19 protein-coding genes and 1 pseudogene are annotated in these 17,310 nt (G+C 30.7%); 1 reads left to right on the top strand and 19 read right to left on the bottom strand.

Features of this window, described 5'->3' with window-relative positions; genetic code table 11:
* Positions 1-2: 2 nt before the first annotated feature.
* The 19 genes and pseudogenes from era to grpE form a co-directional block, all read right to left on the bottom strand.
* Positions 3-893 carry a GTPase Era gene (era, locus tag LLF98_RS11485; protein WP_291703697.1) on the bottom strand — a complete coding sequence of 297 codons (891 nt, stop codon included), beginning with the start codon at positions 891-893 and terminating at the stop codon, positions 3-5.
* 235 nt (positions 894-1,128) lie between these two features.
* Complete coding sequence (locus LLF98_RS11480; protein ID WP_291703695.1) at positions 1,129-1,830, bottom strand: diacylglycerol kinase; 702 nt, start codon at positions 1,828-1,830, stop codon at positions 1,129-1,131.
* A gap of 128 nt (positions 1,831-1,958) precedes the next feature.
* Complete coding sequence (gene ybeY, locus LLF98_RS11475; protein WP_291703693.1) at positions 1,959-2,459, bottom strand: rRNA maturation RNase YbeY; 501 nt, start codon at positions 2,457-2,459, stop codon at positions 1,959-1,961.
* 8 nt (positions 2,460-2,467) lie between these two features.
* Positions 2,468-4,579, bottom strand: a complete 2,112-nt coding sequence (locus LLF98_RS11470; RefSeq protein WP_291703691.1) for an HDIG domain-containing metalloprotein — start codon at positions 4,577-4,579, stop codon at positions 2,468-2,470.
* 171 nt (positions 4,580-4,750) lie between these two features.
* Positions 4,751-5,881: a sporulation protein YqfD gene (gene yqfD / locus LLF98_RS11465; protein ID WP_291703689.1), complete on the bottom strand. Its 1,131-nt coding sequence runs from the start codon at positions 5,879-5,881 to the stop codon at positions 4,751-4,753.
* Positions 5,882-5,883: 2 nt separating this feature from the next.
* On the bottom strand, positions 5,884-6,162 hold the full coding sequence (gene yqfC / locus LLF98_RS11460) for a sporulation protein YqfC (RefSeq protein ID WP_291703687.1): 279 nt from the start codon (positions 6,160-6,162) through the stop codon (positions 5,884-5,886).
* Between the two features lie 179 nt (positions 6,163-6,341).
* The gene (locus LLF98_RS11455) at positions 6,342-6,794 is read right to left on the bottom strand and encodes a GatB/YqeY domain-containing protein (RefSeq protein ID WP_291703685.1); all 453 of its coding nucleotides are present in this window, start codon (positions 6,792-6,794) and stop codon (positions 6,342-6,344) included.
* A gap of 30 nt (positions 6,795-6,824) precedes the next feature.
* On the bottom strand, positions 6,825-7,001 hold the full coding sequence (gene rpsU, locus LLF98_RS11450; RefSeq protein ID WP_003371500.1) for a 30S ribosomal protein S21: 177 nt from the start codon (positions 6,999-7,001) through the stop codon (positions 6,825-6,827).
* 142 nt (positions 7,002-7,143) lie between these two features.
* Positions 7,144-7,488, bottom strand: coding sequence for a histidine triad nucleotide-binding protein (locus tag LLF98_RS11445; RefSeq protein ID WP_291703672.1), 345 nt, complete (start codon positions 7,486-7,488; stop codon positions 7,144-7,146).
* 34 nt (positions 7,489-7,522) lie between these two features.
* Positions 7,523-8,926, bottom strand: a complete 1,404-nt coding sequence (gene mtaB / locus LLF98_RS11440) for a tRNA (N(6)-L-threonylcarbamoyladenosine(37)-C(2))-methylthiotransferase MtaB (protein WP_291703670.1) — start codon at positions 8,924-8,926, stop codon at positions 7,523-7,525.
* The gene (locus tag LLF98_RS11435) at positions 8,926-9,693 is read right to left on the bottom strand and encodes an RsmE family RNA methyltransferase (protein ID WP_291703668.1); all 768 of its coding nucleotides are present in this window, start codon (positions 9,691-9,693) and stop codon (positions 8,926-8,928) included. Before LLF98_RS11435 ends, mtaB begins: the two co-directional genes overlap by 1 nt.
* Positions 9,694-9,701: 8 nt before the next feature.
* Positions 9,702-10,646 carry a 50S ribosomal protein L11 methyltransferase gene (prmA, locus tag LLF98_RS11430; protein WP_291703667.1) on the bottom strand — a complete coding sequence of 315 codons (945 nt, stop codon included), beginning with the start codon at positions 10,644-10,646 and terminating at the stop codon, positions 9,702-9,704.
* A gap of 168 nt (positions 10,647-10,814) precedes the next feature.
* Positions 10,815-11,471 (bottom strand): tRNA (guanosine(46)-N7)-methyltransferase TrmB, encoded by a 657-nt coding sequence (gene trmB, locus LLF98_RS11425; protein WP_291703666.1) that lies wholly within the window; start codon positions 11,469-11,471, stop codon positions 10,815-10,817.
* Between the two features lie 185 nt (positions 11,472-11,656).
* On the bottom strand, positions 11,657-12,013 hold the full coding sequence (locus tag LLF98_RS11420; RefSeq protein WP_366512103.1) for a hypothetical protein: 357 nt from the start codon (positions 12,011-12,013) through the stop codon (positions 11,657-11,659).
* Positions 12,013-12,204 carry a hypothetical protein gene (locus LLF98_RS15440; RefSeq protein ID WP_366512102.1) on the bottom strand — a complete coding sequence of 64 codons (192 nt, stop codon included), beginning with the start codon at positions 12,202-12,204 and terminating at the stop codon, positions 12,013-12,015. Before LLF98_RS15440 ends, LLF98_RS11420 begins: the two co-directional genes overlap by 1 nt.
* 38 nt (positions 12,205-12,242) lie before the next feature.
* Positions 12,243-12,470 (bottom strand): annotated as a pseudogene (locus LLF98_RS11415) (nitrite/sulfite reductase); the annotation flags it as partial.
* A gap of 325 nt (positions 12,471-12,795) precedes the next feature.
* The gene (gene dnaJ / locus LLF98_RS11410; protein ID WP_291703665.1) at positions 12,796-13,917 is read right to left on the bottom strand and encodes a molecular chaperone DnaJ; all 1,122 of its coding nucleotides are present in this window, start codon (positions 13,915-13,917) and stop codon (positions 12,796-12,798) included.
* Between the two features lie 127 nt (positions 13,918-14,044).
* Positions 14,045-15,916 (bottom strand): molecular chaperone DnaK, encoded by a 1,872-nt coding sequence (dnaK, locus tag LLF98_RS11405; RefSeq protein WP_291703664.1) that lies wholly within the window; start codon positions 15,914-15,916, stop codon positions 14,045-14,047.
* 5 nt (positions 15,917-15,921) lie between these two features.
* Positions 15,922-16,479 (bottom strand): nucleotide exchange factor GrpE, encoded by a 558-nt coding sequence (gene grpE / locus LLF98_RS11400; RefSeq protein WP_291703663.1) that lies wholly within the window; start codon positions 16,477-16,479, stop codon positions 15,922-15,924.
* 232 nt (positions 16,480-16,711) lie between these two features.
* Between grpE and LLF98_RS11395 the strand changes: the two genes are divergently transcribed.
* Entirely contained in the window at positions 16,712-17,203 is a 492-nt protein-coding gene (locus LLF98_RS11395) for an ArsR family transcriptional regulator (RefSeq protein ID WP_291703661.1), read from the top strand.
* Positions 17,204-17,310: the final 107 nt, after the last annotated feature.

Below are 17,310 nucleotides of genomic sequence, written 5' to 3'. Positions count from 1 at the left end.
CCCTACTTGTTCTTTTTATATCCTAATTCCTTTAATAAAAGTTGATTATCTCTCCACTCTTTTCTAACTTTAACCCATATTTTCACATTAACCTTAGCTCTTAAAAACTTTTCTAATTCATATCTAGAAGTTTCCCCAATTCTTTTAAGTGTTTGCCCATTCTTACCTATTATTATACCTTTATGTGAATCCTTTTCACATATTAAATCTACTTCTATATGATATGTACCTATATCATTTTGCTTCATTTGAATTATATCTACTGCTATACCATGAGGTACTTCGTCTCTTAGTGTTCTTAAGGCTTTTTCTCTAATTATTTCAGATACAACGAACTTTTCTTGAACATCTGTTATCATATCATCCGGATAGTACTTAGGTCCTTCTGGCATCACTTTCTTCATAAGTTCTACTAATACATCAACATTTTTTCCTTTAATCGCAGAGATAGGTATTATTTCTGCAAAACTAAATTCTTTTGAGTACATTTCTAAGCTTTTTGCCACTCTATCTTGTGTACTTTCATCAACTTTATTTAGAACTAAAAATACTGGACACTTTTTATCTTTTAAAGTTTCTAGTATAAATTTATCCCCTTTTCCTATCTCCTCATCTGGATTTGTTAAAAACAGTACTAAATCAACATCCTTAGTTGACTCTTTTGCTGAATTTACCATATACTCTCCCAATTTATGTTTTGGCTTATGTATACCTGGTGTATCAACAAATACCATTTGATAATCATCGCCTGTTAATATTGTTTGAATATTATTTCTTGTTGTTTGTGGTTTATTTGAAACTATTGATAACTTTTCTCCCATTATGTAATTTAATAAAGTTGATTTTCCTACATTGGGTCTTCCAACTATTGTAACAAATCCTGATTTAAACATTTTTTCCTCCTCGAAAATAAGCTTCTGTATAGAAAGCTTAAATAACATTATGCTACTTTACAAATAGTATACTCTATTTATAAGTTAATTGACAACGTGCAAATCTTAAGTATATAAGTGAGAATCCAAAAGTAAGAGTCTAAATTTTATATTTGGGTACTCGAACTTTCCCCTTGTGTGCATCTTGTATTTGGTTATTCAAACTTAGTTAACATATGTCAGTCGACTAAGTTTATTAAAGTCTAAACAATGTGAAAATGAATAAAGTTAATATTATTCCAAAAATTGCTCCAACTATTACTTCAAGAATACTATGAACATCTGAATCAACTCTACTTTGTGCAGTTATAAATGCTAATGAAAAACTTAGAAGTATGCAAATTGGTTCTTCTGTTATCAATGATATTGCAGTTGCAATAGAAAAACCCAGTGCACTATGACCACTTGGCATTCCTCCTTTTAAAGGAGTACCTTCTCCAAATATTGCTTTTGCTATTATTGTTGCTATACAAACTATTACTAATACAATAAATATTGTATATGGTTCTGAATTTTTAACTTTTTTAATTAAATCAAATGAAAAGTTAGATAATTTATCCCAGAATATAATATATCCAACTAATAATGCATTTATAGCTGTAATCAATACTGCACCTGCTGCTGCATTTTTAGCTATTTTAGCCAATGGATGATAATAATTAGTTGTCATATCTATAGTTGCTTCTATGGCTGTATTTATTAATTCAGATGTTATTACCAAAGTTATTGTAACTGCTAAAACGAGAAATTCATATTTTGTTATATCAAAGAAAAAACTTACAATTAACACACCTAAAGCTAAAATTAAATGTATTTTCATATTTCTTTCTGTTCTTACAGTATCTACGATTCCCGTTATTGCATTATTAAAACTTTCTAGCGTTTTTTTAATCTTCATTTGCCTTCACCCACTTTTCAGTTAACAGTTATAGTTAAACTCTCCTTGTGATTTGTTTTTTATATATTTTAGGTTGTGCTTCGCACTTTTTTCAGCAGTGTGTATTTTTTTACTGTTAGCTGAATTAACTATCTCGTTATACTAAGTTTGTTTAATATCTCTTCTTCTCTACTTCTCATAACACTTTTTTCTTCATCTTCCATATGATCATACCCTAAAAGGTGCAATACAGAATGCACCACTAAATATGAAGCTTCCCTTTCATAGGAGTGATTAAATTCTTTACTTTGTTCCAATGCTTTTTCTAAAGAAATGACTATATCCCCAAGTACAAGATCTTCACCATCAAAATCAATTTGCGAAAATTTGTGATTTTTATATATTTCCTTAAATACTTTTTTATTTTCGTATTCTAACATAGGAAAAGATAATACATCTGTTTCTTTATTTATTTCTCTAGTATCATTATTAATCTGCCTAATTTCCTCATTATCTACAAATACCAATGAAATTTCACACTTTAAATCAACTTCTTCTTCTTTTAATGCAAATTCTATTACTTTTGTTAGTTTTTCTACTATATTATCATTTACTTCTAACTTGTTTTGTCTATTATCTACATAAATCATTATTTTAATTACTCCTTAGTTTCAATTTCTTTATTCTTATTTTTATTTTCATCATTTAAATCCTTAATTTTCTCTTTAGGATATTCTATTCTATGATGATATATACCATTTAATGTAGTCAAGAAACATATTCTAATTTTTTCTATGTCCTTTAATGTCAAATTACAATTATTCAACTGACCACTTGATAATTTATCATCAATTATACTATTAACCATTTCATTGATTTTATCTTTATTGGGCTCTTTAATTGATCTTACAGCAGCTTCAACACTATCAGAAAGCATTACTATGCCAGCTTCCTTTGAACTTGGTATAGGCCCTTCATACATATAATCCTCTACGTTTATTTCATTTGGATCTTCGGTATTATTTTTCATTGTATAATAAAAATATTTAACTAATGTCTTTCCATGATGCTCTGCTATAATATCTTGAATAACTTTTGGCAAGTTATGTTTTTTTGCTAATTCAAGGCCATCCTTAACATGAGATTTTATTATCATTGTGCTTAAATTAGGAGTTATATTATTATGAGGATTTTCTCCCCCCATTTGATTTTCTCCAAAAAAGTATGGTCTTTCTATTTTTCCAATATCATGATAATAACATCCTATTCTAGTAATTACTGAATTAGCACCAACTTCTTCTGCTGCCATTTCTGCAAGGTTTGCGACAAGCATACTATGATGATATGTCCCTGATGCTTCCATTAATAATCTCTTTAGAAGTGGATTATTAGGATTTGATAATTCTAATAACTTTAAAGTTGTAACCTCATTAAATGTGCTTTCCAAGAATGGCAGTATTCCCAAAGCAAATATCCCTGATAGAAGTCCTCCTACAACTGTAATACCTCCTTTTGTTAACACATCACCAAGATTACTTGATATTAATATTCCTGTGGACAATGTGAGTATTGCACCAATAACCGCAATATATACTGTTGAATATAATAATTCATTTCTTTGTTGCATCTTTTTAAGCAATGTAGCTCCAAGTACTGAACTTACTATGCCTAGTAGCATAACTTGAACATCAAATCCAGTTAATGCACTTATAATTATTATATTTAATGTACTAAGTGCAAGTGATATTTTATAATTAAATAGTAATGCAAGCATCATAGGCGCACAAGCAAATGGAATTAAAAGCGGTGATATAATTCCTATTGTTCTAGCTAATATTAGTGAAATCAAATTTATCACACTTATTAAAATTAATTTTTTAGTGCTTTTAAATATTTCTTTATAATTTAATCGGATATAATTATATTGAAGAAATAACACTATAGATAAAAATACTGCAAGTGCTAAATATACATATACATACACTGTTGCATTTTCATCATTTAGCATTCCTAAGTCTGATAAAATATCAATTTGCTCTTGAGTTACAGGTTCCCCTTCTTTTACTATAATCTGATTTTGTTTTATTATTACTTTAGATATACCTTTTTGAGCTTCTTGTATTGCTTCATTTGTTTTTTCTTCATCAAAGAAAACATTTGCTTTTATTTGAGTCTGAACGACTGATTTTAATACGCTAGATACTTCATTTTCTAATTTTAAAGCATCTATTTCTAATATAACAGCTCCTCTTGCCCCTTGAAGGGCAGCCTCATCATTTTCATTTATATTTTTTTCATATACTTTATCAATTATATTAATTATTTTTATTTCTAAATCTGCTAAATTATCTTTTGGAATACTTATCAATACCTTACATTGTTCTTCTGCCAGCTGAAATATTGTTAACTTCTTTAGTTCAGTTATTTTTTCATTTTCTTTTACATCAACTGTAGAATTTTGAGTAGCATTTAAGATTATAAGCTTTTCAAATAAAGCTTTAGTGTTCTCTTCAGCTTCTTTTTTAACTTCTGTTCTTAACGTATATTGTTTTCCAACTTTTTCAAGTGCTTGGTCTTCCTTTTCTTTAGTAGCTTTTTCATCCACCGTATCTCTTGGTGCCTTTATATCTACGCTAGGTATATCTCCTTCTTTTAAACTGTATTGCTTAGGAGTTATTGCAGTAATAAGCAATAAATAACCTATAATAAATACAAATGTAAATACTATAATTCTTCGAGTTTTGTTTTTATTATTTTGTTTTACATTCATGTTATTCACCTTTTCATCTTATAATAAAGTACTTCGCTTTAATTGACAATTGTCAATTAATGAATTGTGAATGATGAAATTACGTCGTAATTCCTTGAATTTTATATATTTTATAGAAATTCCTTTGGAATTTCATCCTTCATTTTTTACGGATTAATTCCTAGCTATGCCTTATGATATATTCCGTGCAATATCTTGTTCTACAGTAAATACAACTTTAACTAATATCTTTCCATCTTTAATATCATCTACTGTAATTTTTCTATCTATGATTTTAGCATCATTACTAAGTGTCTTTCTTAACGATTCTTGTAATTTTTCTGTAGCTTCCTTAACTGTATTATCTTTATCTAAATTTATATTTTTACCTTTTTTTTCAAAATATGTTGTTTTATTAAAGAATCCTTTCTTTTCTTCTATTCTATCATAAGAATCAAATGCTTTTATAGCTTTTTTTAAGTAAATTTTTTTCTCAAAAAAATTCAAATAAATATCCCCATCCTTTTTTCCTGTTCTTTCAAGTTTTTCCCCACTTATTTGAACTTCCATGAATTTTTCATAAAAAGTATTTGCTATAACTGTACCGTTTGGTTTTACTTCTTGTTCAAAACCTTCTCTTCCTTGGATAGGCAATATTAAATCATCACCAGCTCTTACTATATCCCCAGGAACTACTGCTGGATTACCTGAATTTGTATATACTCTTTTTACTTCTCCATCCATTTTAGCAACAACTTGATTAAATAATATTTTTTCTGTAGAGGGCGGATTTACCTTTTCTTTTATAACTATCTTTAAAGTTGATCCTTCTACTCTAACTCTAATCCACATTATTTGATTATTTAAATTCTCCATCTTTTTTTCTATTTCATATACATCAATTTGTGATTTATTAAGTCCTGGTTTAATTCCAATTGATGAAAGTTGCTGTCTAATTTCAAAAGGACTTAAATTCTTTTGTGTTTGTATATCTATAGCCCACATATAATTAGATAGTATATATATAACTATAAAAAAAATCAAAGTTCCAATAACCAAGGAAACTTTTCTTTTCATTTTCATAAGTAAAACTATTATACCACTTGTATTAACTATTCTTACTTTTCCTTTGTACTTTTTAATTAACATCTCTGCTTCTTTATAGTCTTTAAAATATATGATAAACCTAATTGTAGTTAAATCAATCTTAACAATATTGCAAGTATAAATTTCATTATTCCAAAGCACATTTAATATTTTTTCTGGCATTAAAGCACTAACTTCTATGGTTATTTGTCCTAGCTTTAGTTTGCTAAATATCATTTTTACCTCTCATATGAAATACCATTGAAAATTCCACTTATGGTAATGCTTGTTTCCGCAATAAAAAGTATTTCAAATTCTTCCCCTTTTATTATGATAGAGCCAATTCTAGAATTTATTTTAACCACATTAGTTTCAAAAAATATAATGCCTTTATGGTTTTCAATTGTTATTTCCCTATTTCCTACAACTATTATCTTTGGTAAATCTAATGAAATATCCCTTGGGAAATCTAATTTATTAAGTATTTTTTCTCTCCCTTTCTGAAATTTATCTTCCATATTCTCCTCCTACATAAACTTCTTCATTGTAATTTATGATAGGACTAGAAATTTAATTCATAAAATATTTATACTTTAGGCGTATTTTCCAATCAAAATGGCTATACTCTTCTTTAATTTATAGGCATAAATTAAAGAACTCAAGAAAAATCTTGAGTTCTTTTATTATTTATTATTTATTATTTATTATTTAAATATTCTTTAACAATCTGACTTACAAGTTTGCCATCGGCTTTTCCTACTACTTTAGGTCTAACATCTGACATAACTTTTCCCATATCCTTAATGCTATTTGCACCCAATTCTTCAGCTGATTCTTTTACTATTTGTTTTATTTCTTCTTCACTTAACTGCTGAGGAAGATATTTCAACAAAATTTCTATTTCAGCCTTACACTGTTCTATCAAATCTTGTCTATTACCTTTTTCGAATTCAAGCATAGATTCTCTTCCTTGCTTGACTTCTTTAGCTAATATACTAATTACTTCATCCTCTTCAAGCTTTCTATTATCAGTTTTTTCAACTAATAATATTGCAGCTTTAGCTGTACTAATTACACTAGCTGTGAACTTATCCTTCGCCTTTAAAGCAGCTTTCCAATCATCTTGTAATCTATCTTTAATTGTTGGCATATTTGTACCTTCTTTCAAAAGAAAATATCACTATTTAAACTTTCTTTTTCTAGCAGCTTCTGATTTTTTCTTTTTCTTAACGCTTGGCTTTTCATAATGTTCTCTCTTCCTAACTTCAGAAAGAACCCCAGCTCTTGCACATTTCTTCTTAAATCTTCTTAACGCACTTTCAAGTGTTTCATTTTCTCCAACTTTAATTTCTGACATTAATATCCCTCCCTCCGCTAGCTTAAATTAACTCAGCTATGGGCTTAATAACACATGCTATATTATACAATATTTAAATAAACAATGTCAAGAAATTAAGATAAAATCTCCAAATATTTTCCACTTAATTACAACATTAATTTTAGCCTGGTGGCCATTGCAAGCTTCTTCCTCCAATTACATGAAAATGAATATGTTTTACAGTCTGACCTCCATCTTCGCCACAATTATTGACAATTCTATATCCAGTATCAGCTATTTTAAGTTCTACTACTAACTTATTAATAACCTTAAATATATGTGAAACAATATCAATATTATTATCATCTAAATCATTAGCACTTTCAATATGTTCTTTAGGTATTACTAAAAAATGAATAGGCGCTTCTGGATTTATATCATAAAAAGCATATACCTTCTCATCTTCATATACTTTTTTACTTGGAATTTCTCCCTTTGCGATTTTACAAAATAAACAATCTCCCATAAATTTCACCTCCTCTTTTCAATTATACCGGAACTTACAGTATTTTTCCAACAACATAATCCCCATATGCATCTTCTATATTACAATGAATTATACTACCTATCATGTTCTTATTACCATTAACTATTTCTACTTTTACATAATTTCTAGTATAGCCTTCAAATACTCCTGGCTTTTTAGGAACCTCTTGTTCAACTAAAACGTCTAATTCCCTTCCAACTAAAGATTCACTAAAGTCACCTTCATTTTTTGAATTTAATTCAATTAAAACCTTACTTCTTTTATCTTTAACAGTACCATCTAATTGATTAATCATATCTGCTGCCTTCGTACCTTTTCTTGGACTGAATTTAAATATATGAGTTTTAGTTAATTTGATTCTCTTTAAATATTCGTATGTTTCATTAAATTCCTCATCATTTTCCCCTGGAAATCCAACAATTACATCTGTTGTTATTGAAGCATCCTTTAGATTTTTTCTTATTTTATTAACTGCATTTTCATATTCTTTAGTAGTATATCTTCTATTCATTCTTTTCAAAGTAGAATCACACCCACTTTGAAGTGATAAATGGAATTGTGGACATAATTTTTTCATATTCTTCATCTTTTCGATTACTTCATCTGTAAAGAAACTTGGTTCAATAGAACCTATTCTTACTCTTTCTATTCCATTCATCTTTTCTATCTCTTCTAATAATGTTATTAATGTTATATTTCCTTCTAAATCGACACCATAAGATGCTGTATGAATTCCAGATAATATTATTTCCTTAAATCCATGTTCACATAATTTCTTTATTTCCTCTAATACCTTTTGAGGATCTTTAGAGCAAGTTGTTCCCCTTGTATATGGTATTAAACAATATGCACAAAATCTATTGCAACCATCTTGTATCTTTAAAAATGCTCTAGTTTTATTTTGATATTCTTCTATATTTAATTCTTCAAATTGTTTATTTTTTAGAACTTCTCCAACCATTAATTGTGGTTTTTGTTCATCCTTAGCTTTATTTACATAATAAACAACATCACCTTTATTTCTAGTTCCAAGCACAACATCTACGCCTTCTATTTTAGACACTTCTTCTGGTGAGACTTGAGAATAACAACCAACTGCTGCAATTATTGCATTTTCATTTGTTCTTCTTGCCCTGCTTATTATTTGTCTTGATTTTTTATCACTCATGTTCGTTACTGAACATGTATTTATAACGTAAACATCAGCAAAGTTTTCAAAATCCGTGACTTCATATCCTTCTCTTATAAACTTTTCTGCCATTGCTTCTGTTTCATAATGATTTACCCTACATCCTAAAGTTGCAAATGCTACAAGATTTTTTCCATCTGAGTTATTCTTAGGTTCTTTCTTAGATAATTTTTTAAGTGTACTATTCTCGTTATTGGCCCTAACTATTTTTATTTGGTTTTCTCCCATTACAGTAGCATTCCTCCTAAATCTCCTAGTTCATACTGAATTAAAGCAGTTGCTGTAAATCCAGCTGTTTCTGTACGTAATATTCTATTTCCAAGAGTTACAATATAAGACCCTTGTTCTTTTAAAACATTAATTTCTTCTTCTTCAAATCCACCTTCAGGTCCTATCAAAATTCCAACATCTTTTATATTATCTAAATCCATGTTTTCCTTCTTAAAATGATTCACAAGACTTTTAATACCAAAATCTTCTGCATTTTCATAAGGGATTATAACTAAATCCATTTCTTTTAATTCTTTTAACGCCTCATTAAAATCGATAACTTCTTTAACCTGTGGAACAATACTTCTTTTTGATTGTTTTGATGCTTCTAAGGCAATTCTGTTTAATCTATCAAGCTTTTTAAATTCTCCTTTAAGCTTTACATCAACTCTAGCTGTAATTGTAGGAATAAATTCAAATATTCCAAGTTCTGTTCCCTTTTGAACTATTAAGTCCATCTTTTGACCCTTAGGTAATCCTTGAAAAAGATGTACTTTAACTTTACTTTCATTATTTATATCTAATTTCTTAATTATGCTAACTATAACTTCGCTTTTAGCTATAGACTTTATTTTTCCTAAATATTCATTGCCTTCACAATTATTTAATACGACTTCTTCACCTTCAGATAACCTTAAAACCTTATAAATATGTTTTACATCATCTCCAAGTATCTTTCCTTCTGTTTCATTAATATTATTAGGCTCTGTAAAAAACTTATGCATACAAACTCCTAACCGATAGCTTTAGCAACTATGCAGTTCCATTCTCCATCTTTATTTATTTCAATAACTTCAAAACCACATTCTTCAAATTTTTCTTTAACCATATCTACTCTATCATGAATTATTCCTGATGTAATGAATAACCCACCATCATTTAAAGCCTTCTTAACATCAGCTGTTAATATACAAATAATTTCTGCTATTATATTAGCAACTACGATATCCGCTTTTCCATCTACTACATCTAAAAGGTTTCCTTCCAATATTTCGATATTATCTAAATCATTAAAACTTATATTTTCATTAGACGAGTCAACAGCAACAGGGTCCAAATCAACTCCTACTACATGTTTAGCACCAAGTTTTGCAGCAGCTATTGAAAGTATTCCTGATCCACATCCAACATCAAACACTGTTGTATTAGGCTTTACATACTTATCTAAAGCTTTAATACACATTCTAGTAGTTTCATGAGTTCCAGTTCCAAATGCCATCCCTGGATCTAATTCAATGATTAATTCTTCATCAGTCTTTTCATATTCTTCCCAAATAGGTTTAATAACAATTTTATCTGTTATTTTAACTGGTTTATAATATTGCTTCCAATTGTTTGCCCAGTCTTCTTCATGCATTTTTTTAACTTCTACTTTACCTTCACCAATATCAAATCCAAGTTCTTTAATTTCTGAAAGCTTTTCTTTCACATATTCAACAATTTCTTCAACCTTATCATCTTGAGCAAAATAAGCTTTAATTACAGCTGCATTTCCCTTATGTTCTAAAATATTTATATCTGCAAAATCCCAAGTTAATGGTCCTTGTTCTCTTGAAAGTAAATCTTCAGGATCTTCAATTGCAATATTAGGGCAATTTAATCCATAAAATATTCCTGATATAGGCTCTAGCGCCTCACTTTTTGTTATTACACTAACTTCAATCCATATTCCATCCATGTTTATCATCCTTTCTCTATTCAAATACAATAATTCTTATAATAAAATTTTTTCTATTTTCCTCATAAACCCTGATTATTACAATAAATTCTTAAATTCTTAAATTCTTAAATTCTTGTGATTATACTTAACAGGTGCATTTTATTCAACCTAGTTTTTATAATTATCTTAACCTTTTACAGCAATTAAAAACTTTGTTTTTATTCCTTTGTCTGTAAACATTCTTTCATGTTCAGTTTCCACATTGCCTTCAAAATCACTATTATGAAGATCATAAGTTATATATGTAATTTTAAACCCAGCATCTTTAAAATATTCAAGTGATTCCTCAAATAATTCATCATCATCTGTTTTAAAATAAATTTCACCTTCATTTTTTAAGAATGTCTTATATTGCTCTAACTGCCTTATATGAGTTAATCTTCTCTTTTTATGTTTTTCCTTAGGCCAAGGATTACAAAAATTTATGTATATCCTGCTTATTAAGTCTTCTTCACTTAGCATTTCATTAATAAGTCCTATTTCTTGAGCCATTAGTTTTATATTATCTACACATTTATTTTTTTCATTATATGCTTCTTCGATATTTCTCTTAGCTAATCCTAAAACTTCATCTTTTATATCAATTGCAATATAATTAATATTAGAATTTTCAGAGCCATGCACTGCTATAAACGTTCCTTTTCCACATCCAAGTTCTAAATATATAGGTTTATCATTTCCAAAAGATTCTTTCCATTTTCCTTTATATTCCTTAGGACTTATAACAAAAAAGTTGCAACCTTCAAGCTCGGGCCTCGCCCATGGTTTTTTTCTCATTCTCATGTTAATTCACTCCATCTTTTAGCATTCATAATAATTATACCTATAAAAATTTATAATGCAATTTTTATCTTAAAAATTTATAGATATTGCAAAATACTTTAATTATTTTACAACACCTGTATAAAATTTATGAATTTAAGGCACGTGCAATAAAATAACAAGTCAAAGATACGACTTGAATGTGCCTAAAGTGTTTTCACTTTTTCTATATAATCTTTTAAGATTCTACAAGTATTATTAAACTCTTCTTGTTCCTTTTCACTTAAGTTTATTTCAATAATTCCTTCTACACCATCTTTACCTAAAATAGCAGGTACACTTGCAAAAACATCTTCTTGTCCATATTCTCCTTCTAATAAAACAGAGCATGGTAAAATTCTCTTTTCATCATGGAATATTGTTTTAACCACTTCTGTCAATGCAGTTCCTATTCCAAATTCAGTAGATCCCTTTCCATTTAACACTACCCAACCAGCATAAGCTGTTCTTTTAACTATGTCGGGTAAATCTAATTTCCCATATATATCTAGATTTTCTTTCATTAAATCCAATAATAGTGAGGTAAATATGCTACAGCATCACTTAAATCAACTACTTGTGAGTTAGCTTTTGCTTCATCTATATCTACCATTACAATTTCATCACATACCCCTTGAGTTGCTAATGCAAACCCACAGTGTGATCCAACATGTCCTGCTCCTATTATTACTACTTTTCTAGTTTTTATCCCCATTTTTAAGCCCCCTATAGTTTTTTAATTATTATTAAGAATTATTTCTTATATTTATCTACTAATTCTATTAATTCCTCTTCATGAGCTTCCACGTAATCATTAAAATCTATTATATGAATTTCAAATACATCTTCCACATTATCATTTACTTTTTTACATTTTCCTGTTAATCCTATTGCTACCACCTCATGAACTGCACATGAATTTCCACATCCAGATATATAAACTCTTGATAATACATCTTTTTTATATCCTTTTTCTTTAAATTAATACTATTGATATAGGGTTACTCGATATTTTTTTATATACATAAGAAATACCTTAGCATTTTTTATTTTCCCATAATTATTTAAAATCTAATTAGAGAAAAGTGAAATTCCAAAAATGAGAATCGAAAAGTGAAGGTTCAAATTTTATATTTGGTTTCCCGAATTTTCTCTTTAAGCTTGTTCCTTCATTGTCCATTATCATTTATTCATTATGTCTAAATTCTAGCTATTAAGAATTTTATAATTTCATATATAAAGAAAGAAACAACTTAGAATGATAATAATACTATCATTCTAAATAGTTTCTTTCATATACATTTTTTTATTTACTCTTACCAAATAGTTTTTTCTTAGGAGCATTAGTTTCATCAAATTCTTCACCTGATGCTCTCATTAAATCATATAATGCTTCCTTTTGTTCCTTATTCAATGTCTTAGGAATATCAACTACAACTTTTACGTATTGATCTCCTTTGCCACTTGAATTAACTCTTGTTATACCCTTGCCTTTTAATCTAAACATTGTTCCTGATTGAGTTCCTGCTGGAACATTATATTTAACATTTCCATCTACTGTAGCTACAGTTATTTCTGTACCTAATGCAGCTTTAGCCATAGAAACATGAGCATCTATATACACATCATTTCCTTTTCTTGTGAATACTTTTGATGGTGTCACATTAATTCTTACATATAAGTCTCCAGGACTTCCACCTCTTAACCCGTGTTCGCCTTGTCCTCTTAATGGCATTACATTACCTGTATCAACACCTGCTGGTATATTAACTTTTATACTTCTTGTCTTTCTAACATTACCTTTTCCTCTACAATGTGAGCATGGTTTTTCTATTATTTTACCAGTGCCCCTACATGTATCACATGTTGATGTTGAAACAAAGCTTCCAAGAGGAGTTTGTCTTTGTACTCTTACTTGACCTGCACCACCACAAGTTGGACAAGTCTTTGCATTAGTTCCTGGTTCAGCACCACTTCCATGACATTGGTCACAATTTTCACTTCTATTAACTGATATTTCTTTCTCAACACCAAAAACAGCTTCTTCAAAAGTTAATGTTATAGTATATTCAATATCATTTCCTTTTACTGGGCCATTCTTTCTTCTAGCATTTCCACCGCCACCACCAAAGAATGACTCGAAAATATCACCAAAACCACCCATATCAAATCCATCAAAGCCACCACCATAGCCACCACTACCATCAAAGGCTGCTGATCCAAATTGATCATACTTAGCTCTCTTGTCAGGATCTGAAAGAATTTGATAAGCTTCATTTATTTCTTTAAACTTTTCTTCGGCTTCAGCATTTCCTTGATTTTTATCTGGATGATATTTTACTGCTAACTTTCTAAAGGCTCTTTTTATCTCATCATCACTTGCGCTTTTTTGAAGTCCAAGTAATTCATAATAGTCTTTACTTGCCATTTGTTTATATTCACCACCTGGTTTTATTTTTTACTTTAGGTATATTTTAATACCTTAGAAAAGGGAAGACGAGTTTGCCTTCCCTATCCTATTATTTAGATAATTAGTATTTAATCACCTACTTATCTTATTTGTCTTCATCTACCTTAAAATCTGCATCTACAACATTATCATCATGCGGTGCACTTTGAGCTCCACCAGCAGCTGCATTTGGATCAAATCCAGCACCGTCAGCACCACCAGCTTGTTGATACATCTTTGTAGCTATTGGATAGAATGCTTGGTTTACTGCTTCAATTGCAGCTTTAATAGCTTCTACATCGTCACTATCTTTAATCTTCTTAAGCTCTTCAATCTTAGCTTGAACTCCAGCTTTTTCTTCTTCTGTAGCTTTATCGCCAACTTCACCTAATGTTTTTTCTATTTGATAGATTGTTTGATCTGCAGTGTTTGTAGTTTCAACTTTTTCTTTTCTCTTCTTATCTTCTTCAGCAAATTTTTCTGCTTCTTTTACAGCCTTATCTACATCCTCATCACTTAAGTTAGTTGAAGCTGTTATTGTGATATTAGCTTCTTTTCCAGTTCCTTTATCTAAAGCTGATACTTTAACAATACCATTAGCATCTATATCAAATGTAACCTCAATTTGAGGCATTCCTCTGGGAGCGGGAGGTATTCCTACTAATTGGAATCTTCCCAACGTGGTGTTACCGCTGGCCATGGATCTCTCACCCTGTAGTACGTGGATATCCACAGAAGTTTGGTTATCTGCTGCTGTAGTGAATATTTGACTTTTTTTGGTGGGTATGGTGGTGTTTCTGTCTATTAGTTTAGTAAATACTCCTCCTAAGGTTTCTATACCTAAAGAAAGCGGGGTTACATCGAGTAAAACCAGATCTTTGATTTCTCCGGCAAGTACTCCTCCCTGAATAGCTGCTCCTACAGCCACACATTCCATAGGGTCAATTCCTCTTTCTACGGTTTTTCCAATATAATCTTCCACGAATTTTTGGACAACAGGCATCCTGGTTGGTCCTCCTACCAGTATAATTTTGCTAACATCTGCTTTGGTCATTTTAGCGTCAGAAATAGCTTGTTCCATTGGTCCTGAACATTTTTTGATGATTGTATCCACTAATTCCTCGAGTTTGGCCCTGGTTAGGGTTTGAGTGAGATGTTTTGGTCCATCTTGTGTAGCGGTTATAAATGGTAAGTTAATATCGGTTGTGAGAGTGGTGGAGAGTTCTATTTTTGCTTTTTCAGCTGCTTCTCTTAGTCTCTGTACAGCCTGGTCATCGTTCATCAAGTCTACGCCAGTTTCCATTTTGAACTGATGTGCCAGGTAGTTCATAACCACCGCGTCCATATCGGTTCCACCTAATTTGGTATCTCCACTGGTGGATTTAACTTCAAACACTCCTCCACCAAATTCCATAATGGTTACATCCAGGGTTCCACCACCGAAATCGAATACTAGTATTTCTAATTCTTCATCGGATTCTTTATCTATACCATATGCTAGACTGGCTGCGGTTGGTTCATTTACCAATCGTACAACTTCTAAACCAGCGATAGTACCTGCATCTTTGGTGGCTGTTCTCTGGTTGTCATCGAAGTAGGCGGGTACGGTTATAACTGCTTTTTTTACTTCTTCTCCTAAAAATGCCTCGGCATCTTTTTTTATTTTTTGCAGGATGAAGGCGGATATCTCCTGGGGAGTGTATTGTTTACCCTTTACATCTACTTTATAATTAGTTCCCATATGCCTTTTAATGGCGGTTATGGTGTTTTCTGGGTTGGTCACTGCCTGTCTTCGGGCTGGTTCCCCTACTAATTTCTGCCCATCGCCAGTGAAGGCCACGTAGCTTGGGAATGATTTTCCGTATTGGGTGGCTCCTTCTGCGCTGGGTATTATGGTGGGTTTTCCACCGATTAGTGCTGCTGCTGCAGAGTTACTTGTTCCTAAATCTATACCTATTATTTTTTCTTTTTTTGCCATATTTATCACCTTTTTTTGCAAACTTTAACTTTTGAATACTTTATTACCTTGGAATCCAGGGTGTAGCCCTTTCCAAGTTCTTCTATAACCGTTCCATCACGGAAGTCCTGGTGGTCTTCCACCATGAGGGCTTCGTGTTTGAAGGGGTCGAATTTCTCGCCTTCTGCACAGATCTCCTGAAGTCCTTCTCCTTCCAGGGTGTCTTTTAACTTTTTATAAATTAATTCCACTCCTTCCTCTAGAGTTTCTTTGTTTTCGGATTTTAGAGCCCTACCTAAATCTTCGTAGGTATCTAATATTTTTAAAATCAGATTTTCGTTGGCGTATCTTATGTATTCGCTTAGGTCCTTTTCGGATCTTTTTTTGTAATTATCGAAATCCGCCTGCATGCGTTGTAGTTGAGAATAGTAATCGTCCATCTTTTCTTTCTGTTCTTCCATGGTTTTGTCATTTTCTTCTAGCTGTTGATTCATCTCATCTATTATTTCATCTTTTTCCTTGATTTGGGATTTTAAATCCTCTATTTCCTTTTTTACTTTTTTTAAATCTGGTGTATCAGTCATTTATTCACCTTTTTTTGGATGAATCCATGGTAACCTTTCTCTTTAATAACCAGAGGTTATATAAATATTCGTTAGATTCATGATTAAAGTTACCAAAAGTTATATAAACTTAAAGTATTATAATTACTAAAAGTTATATAAAGTTTTCGAAATAAAATTAATACCAACAGATGATAATCATTTAACAACCTGAAAATAAAAATCAATCTAACAAAAAAAAGTGATGTGGAATATGGATTTAGAGGAAATACTTGATGTCATGGGATGTAAAACCCGCAGAGACATTCTTAACTTTTTAAGAGATGAACCTCGTTTTGTAAGTCAAATATCCCGTGAGTTAGAAGTGGGACAGAAGGCTATAATCGAACACTTACGGGCCATGGAAGAAGTGGGACTTTTAAATTCATCTTTACAGAAGATAGAACGGGGGAGGCCCAGGAAATATTATGGAATTTCCCGAGACATCGAATTCCAGATATTCATAAGCCAGGGGGTTATCAGGGTAAAAGTACCTGGCCACCAGTTCCAGGAGCTCCAGATCCTGGAAGAAAGAGCTAGAATGGGCGAAGAAGTAGAAGATGAACTGAAAAGCCTCATCGAAGAATATAATCAGGCCACGGCACATGCAGAGGACCTTTTGAAACATATAAACGAAAGAAAAAAGGCCCTAAAGAAACGGCGCTTAAATTTGCCGGTTATAGCTCCTGAAGAAACCACTGAGTGAATATCCTTTATTTACTTGAATTTGAAGTGCATTGTTCATTTATATTTCAGTGCAGCCACAGCAGCCTGGCCCATTGACACTGATCCATCCCCGGCACAGCTATTTCT

This window comes from Clostridium sp., assembly GCF_021372645.1.
Classification (GTDB): Bacteria; Bacillota; Clostridia; order Clostridiales; family Clostridiaceae; genus Clostridium.
This window is presented reverse-complemented; position numbering and strand designations above follow the sequence as displayed.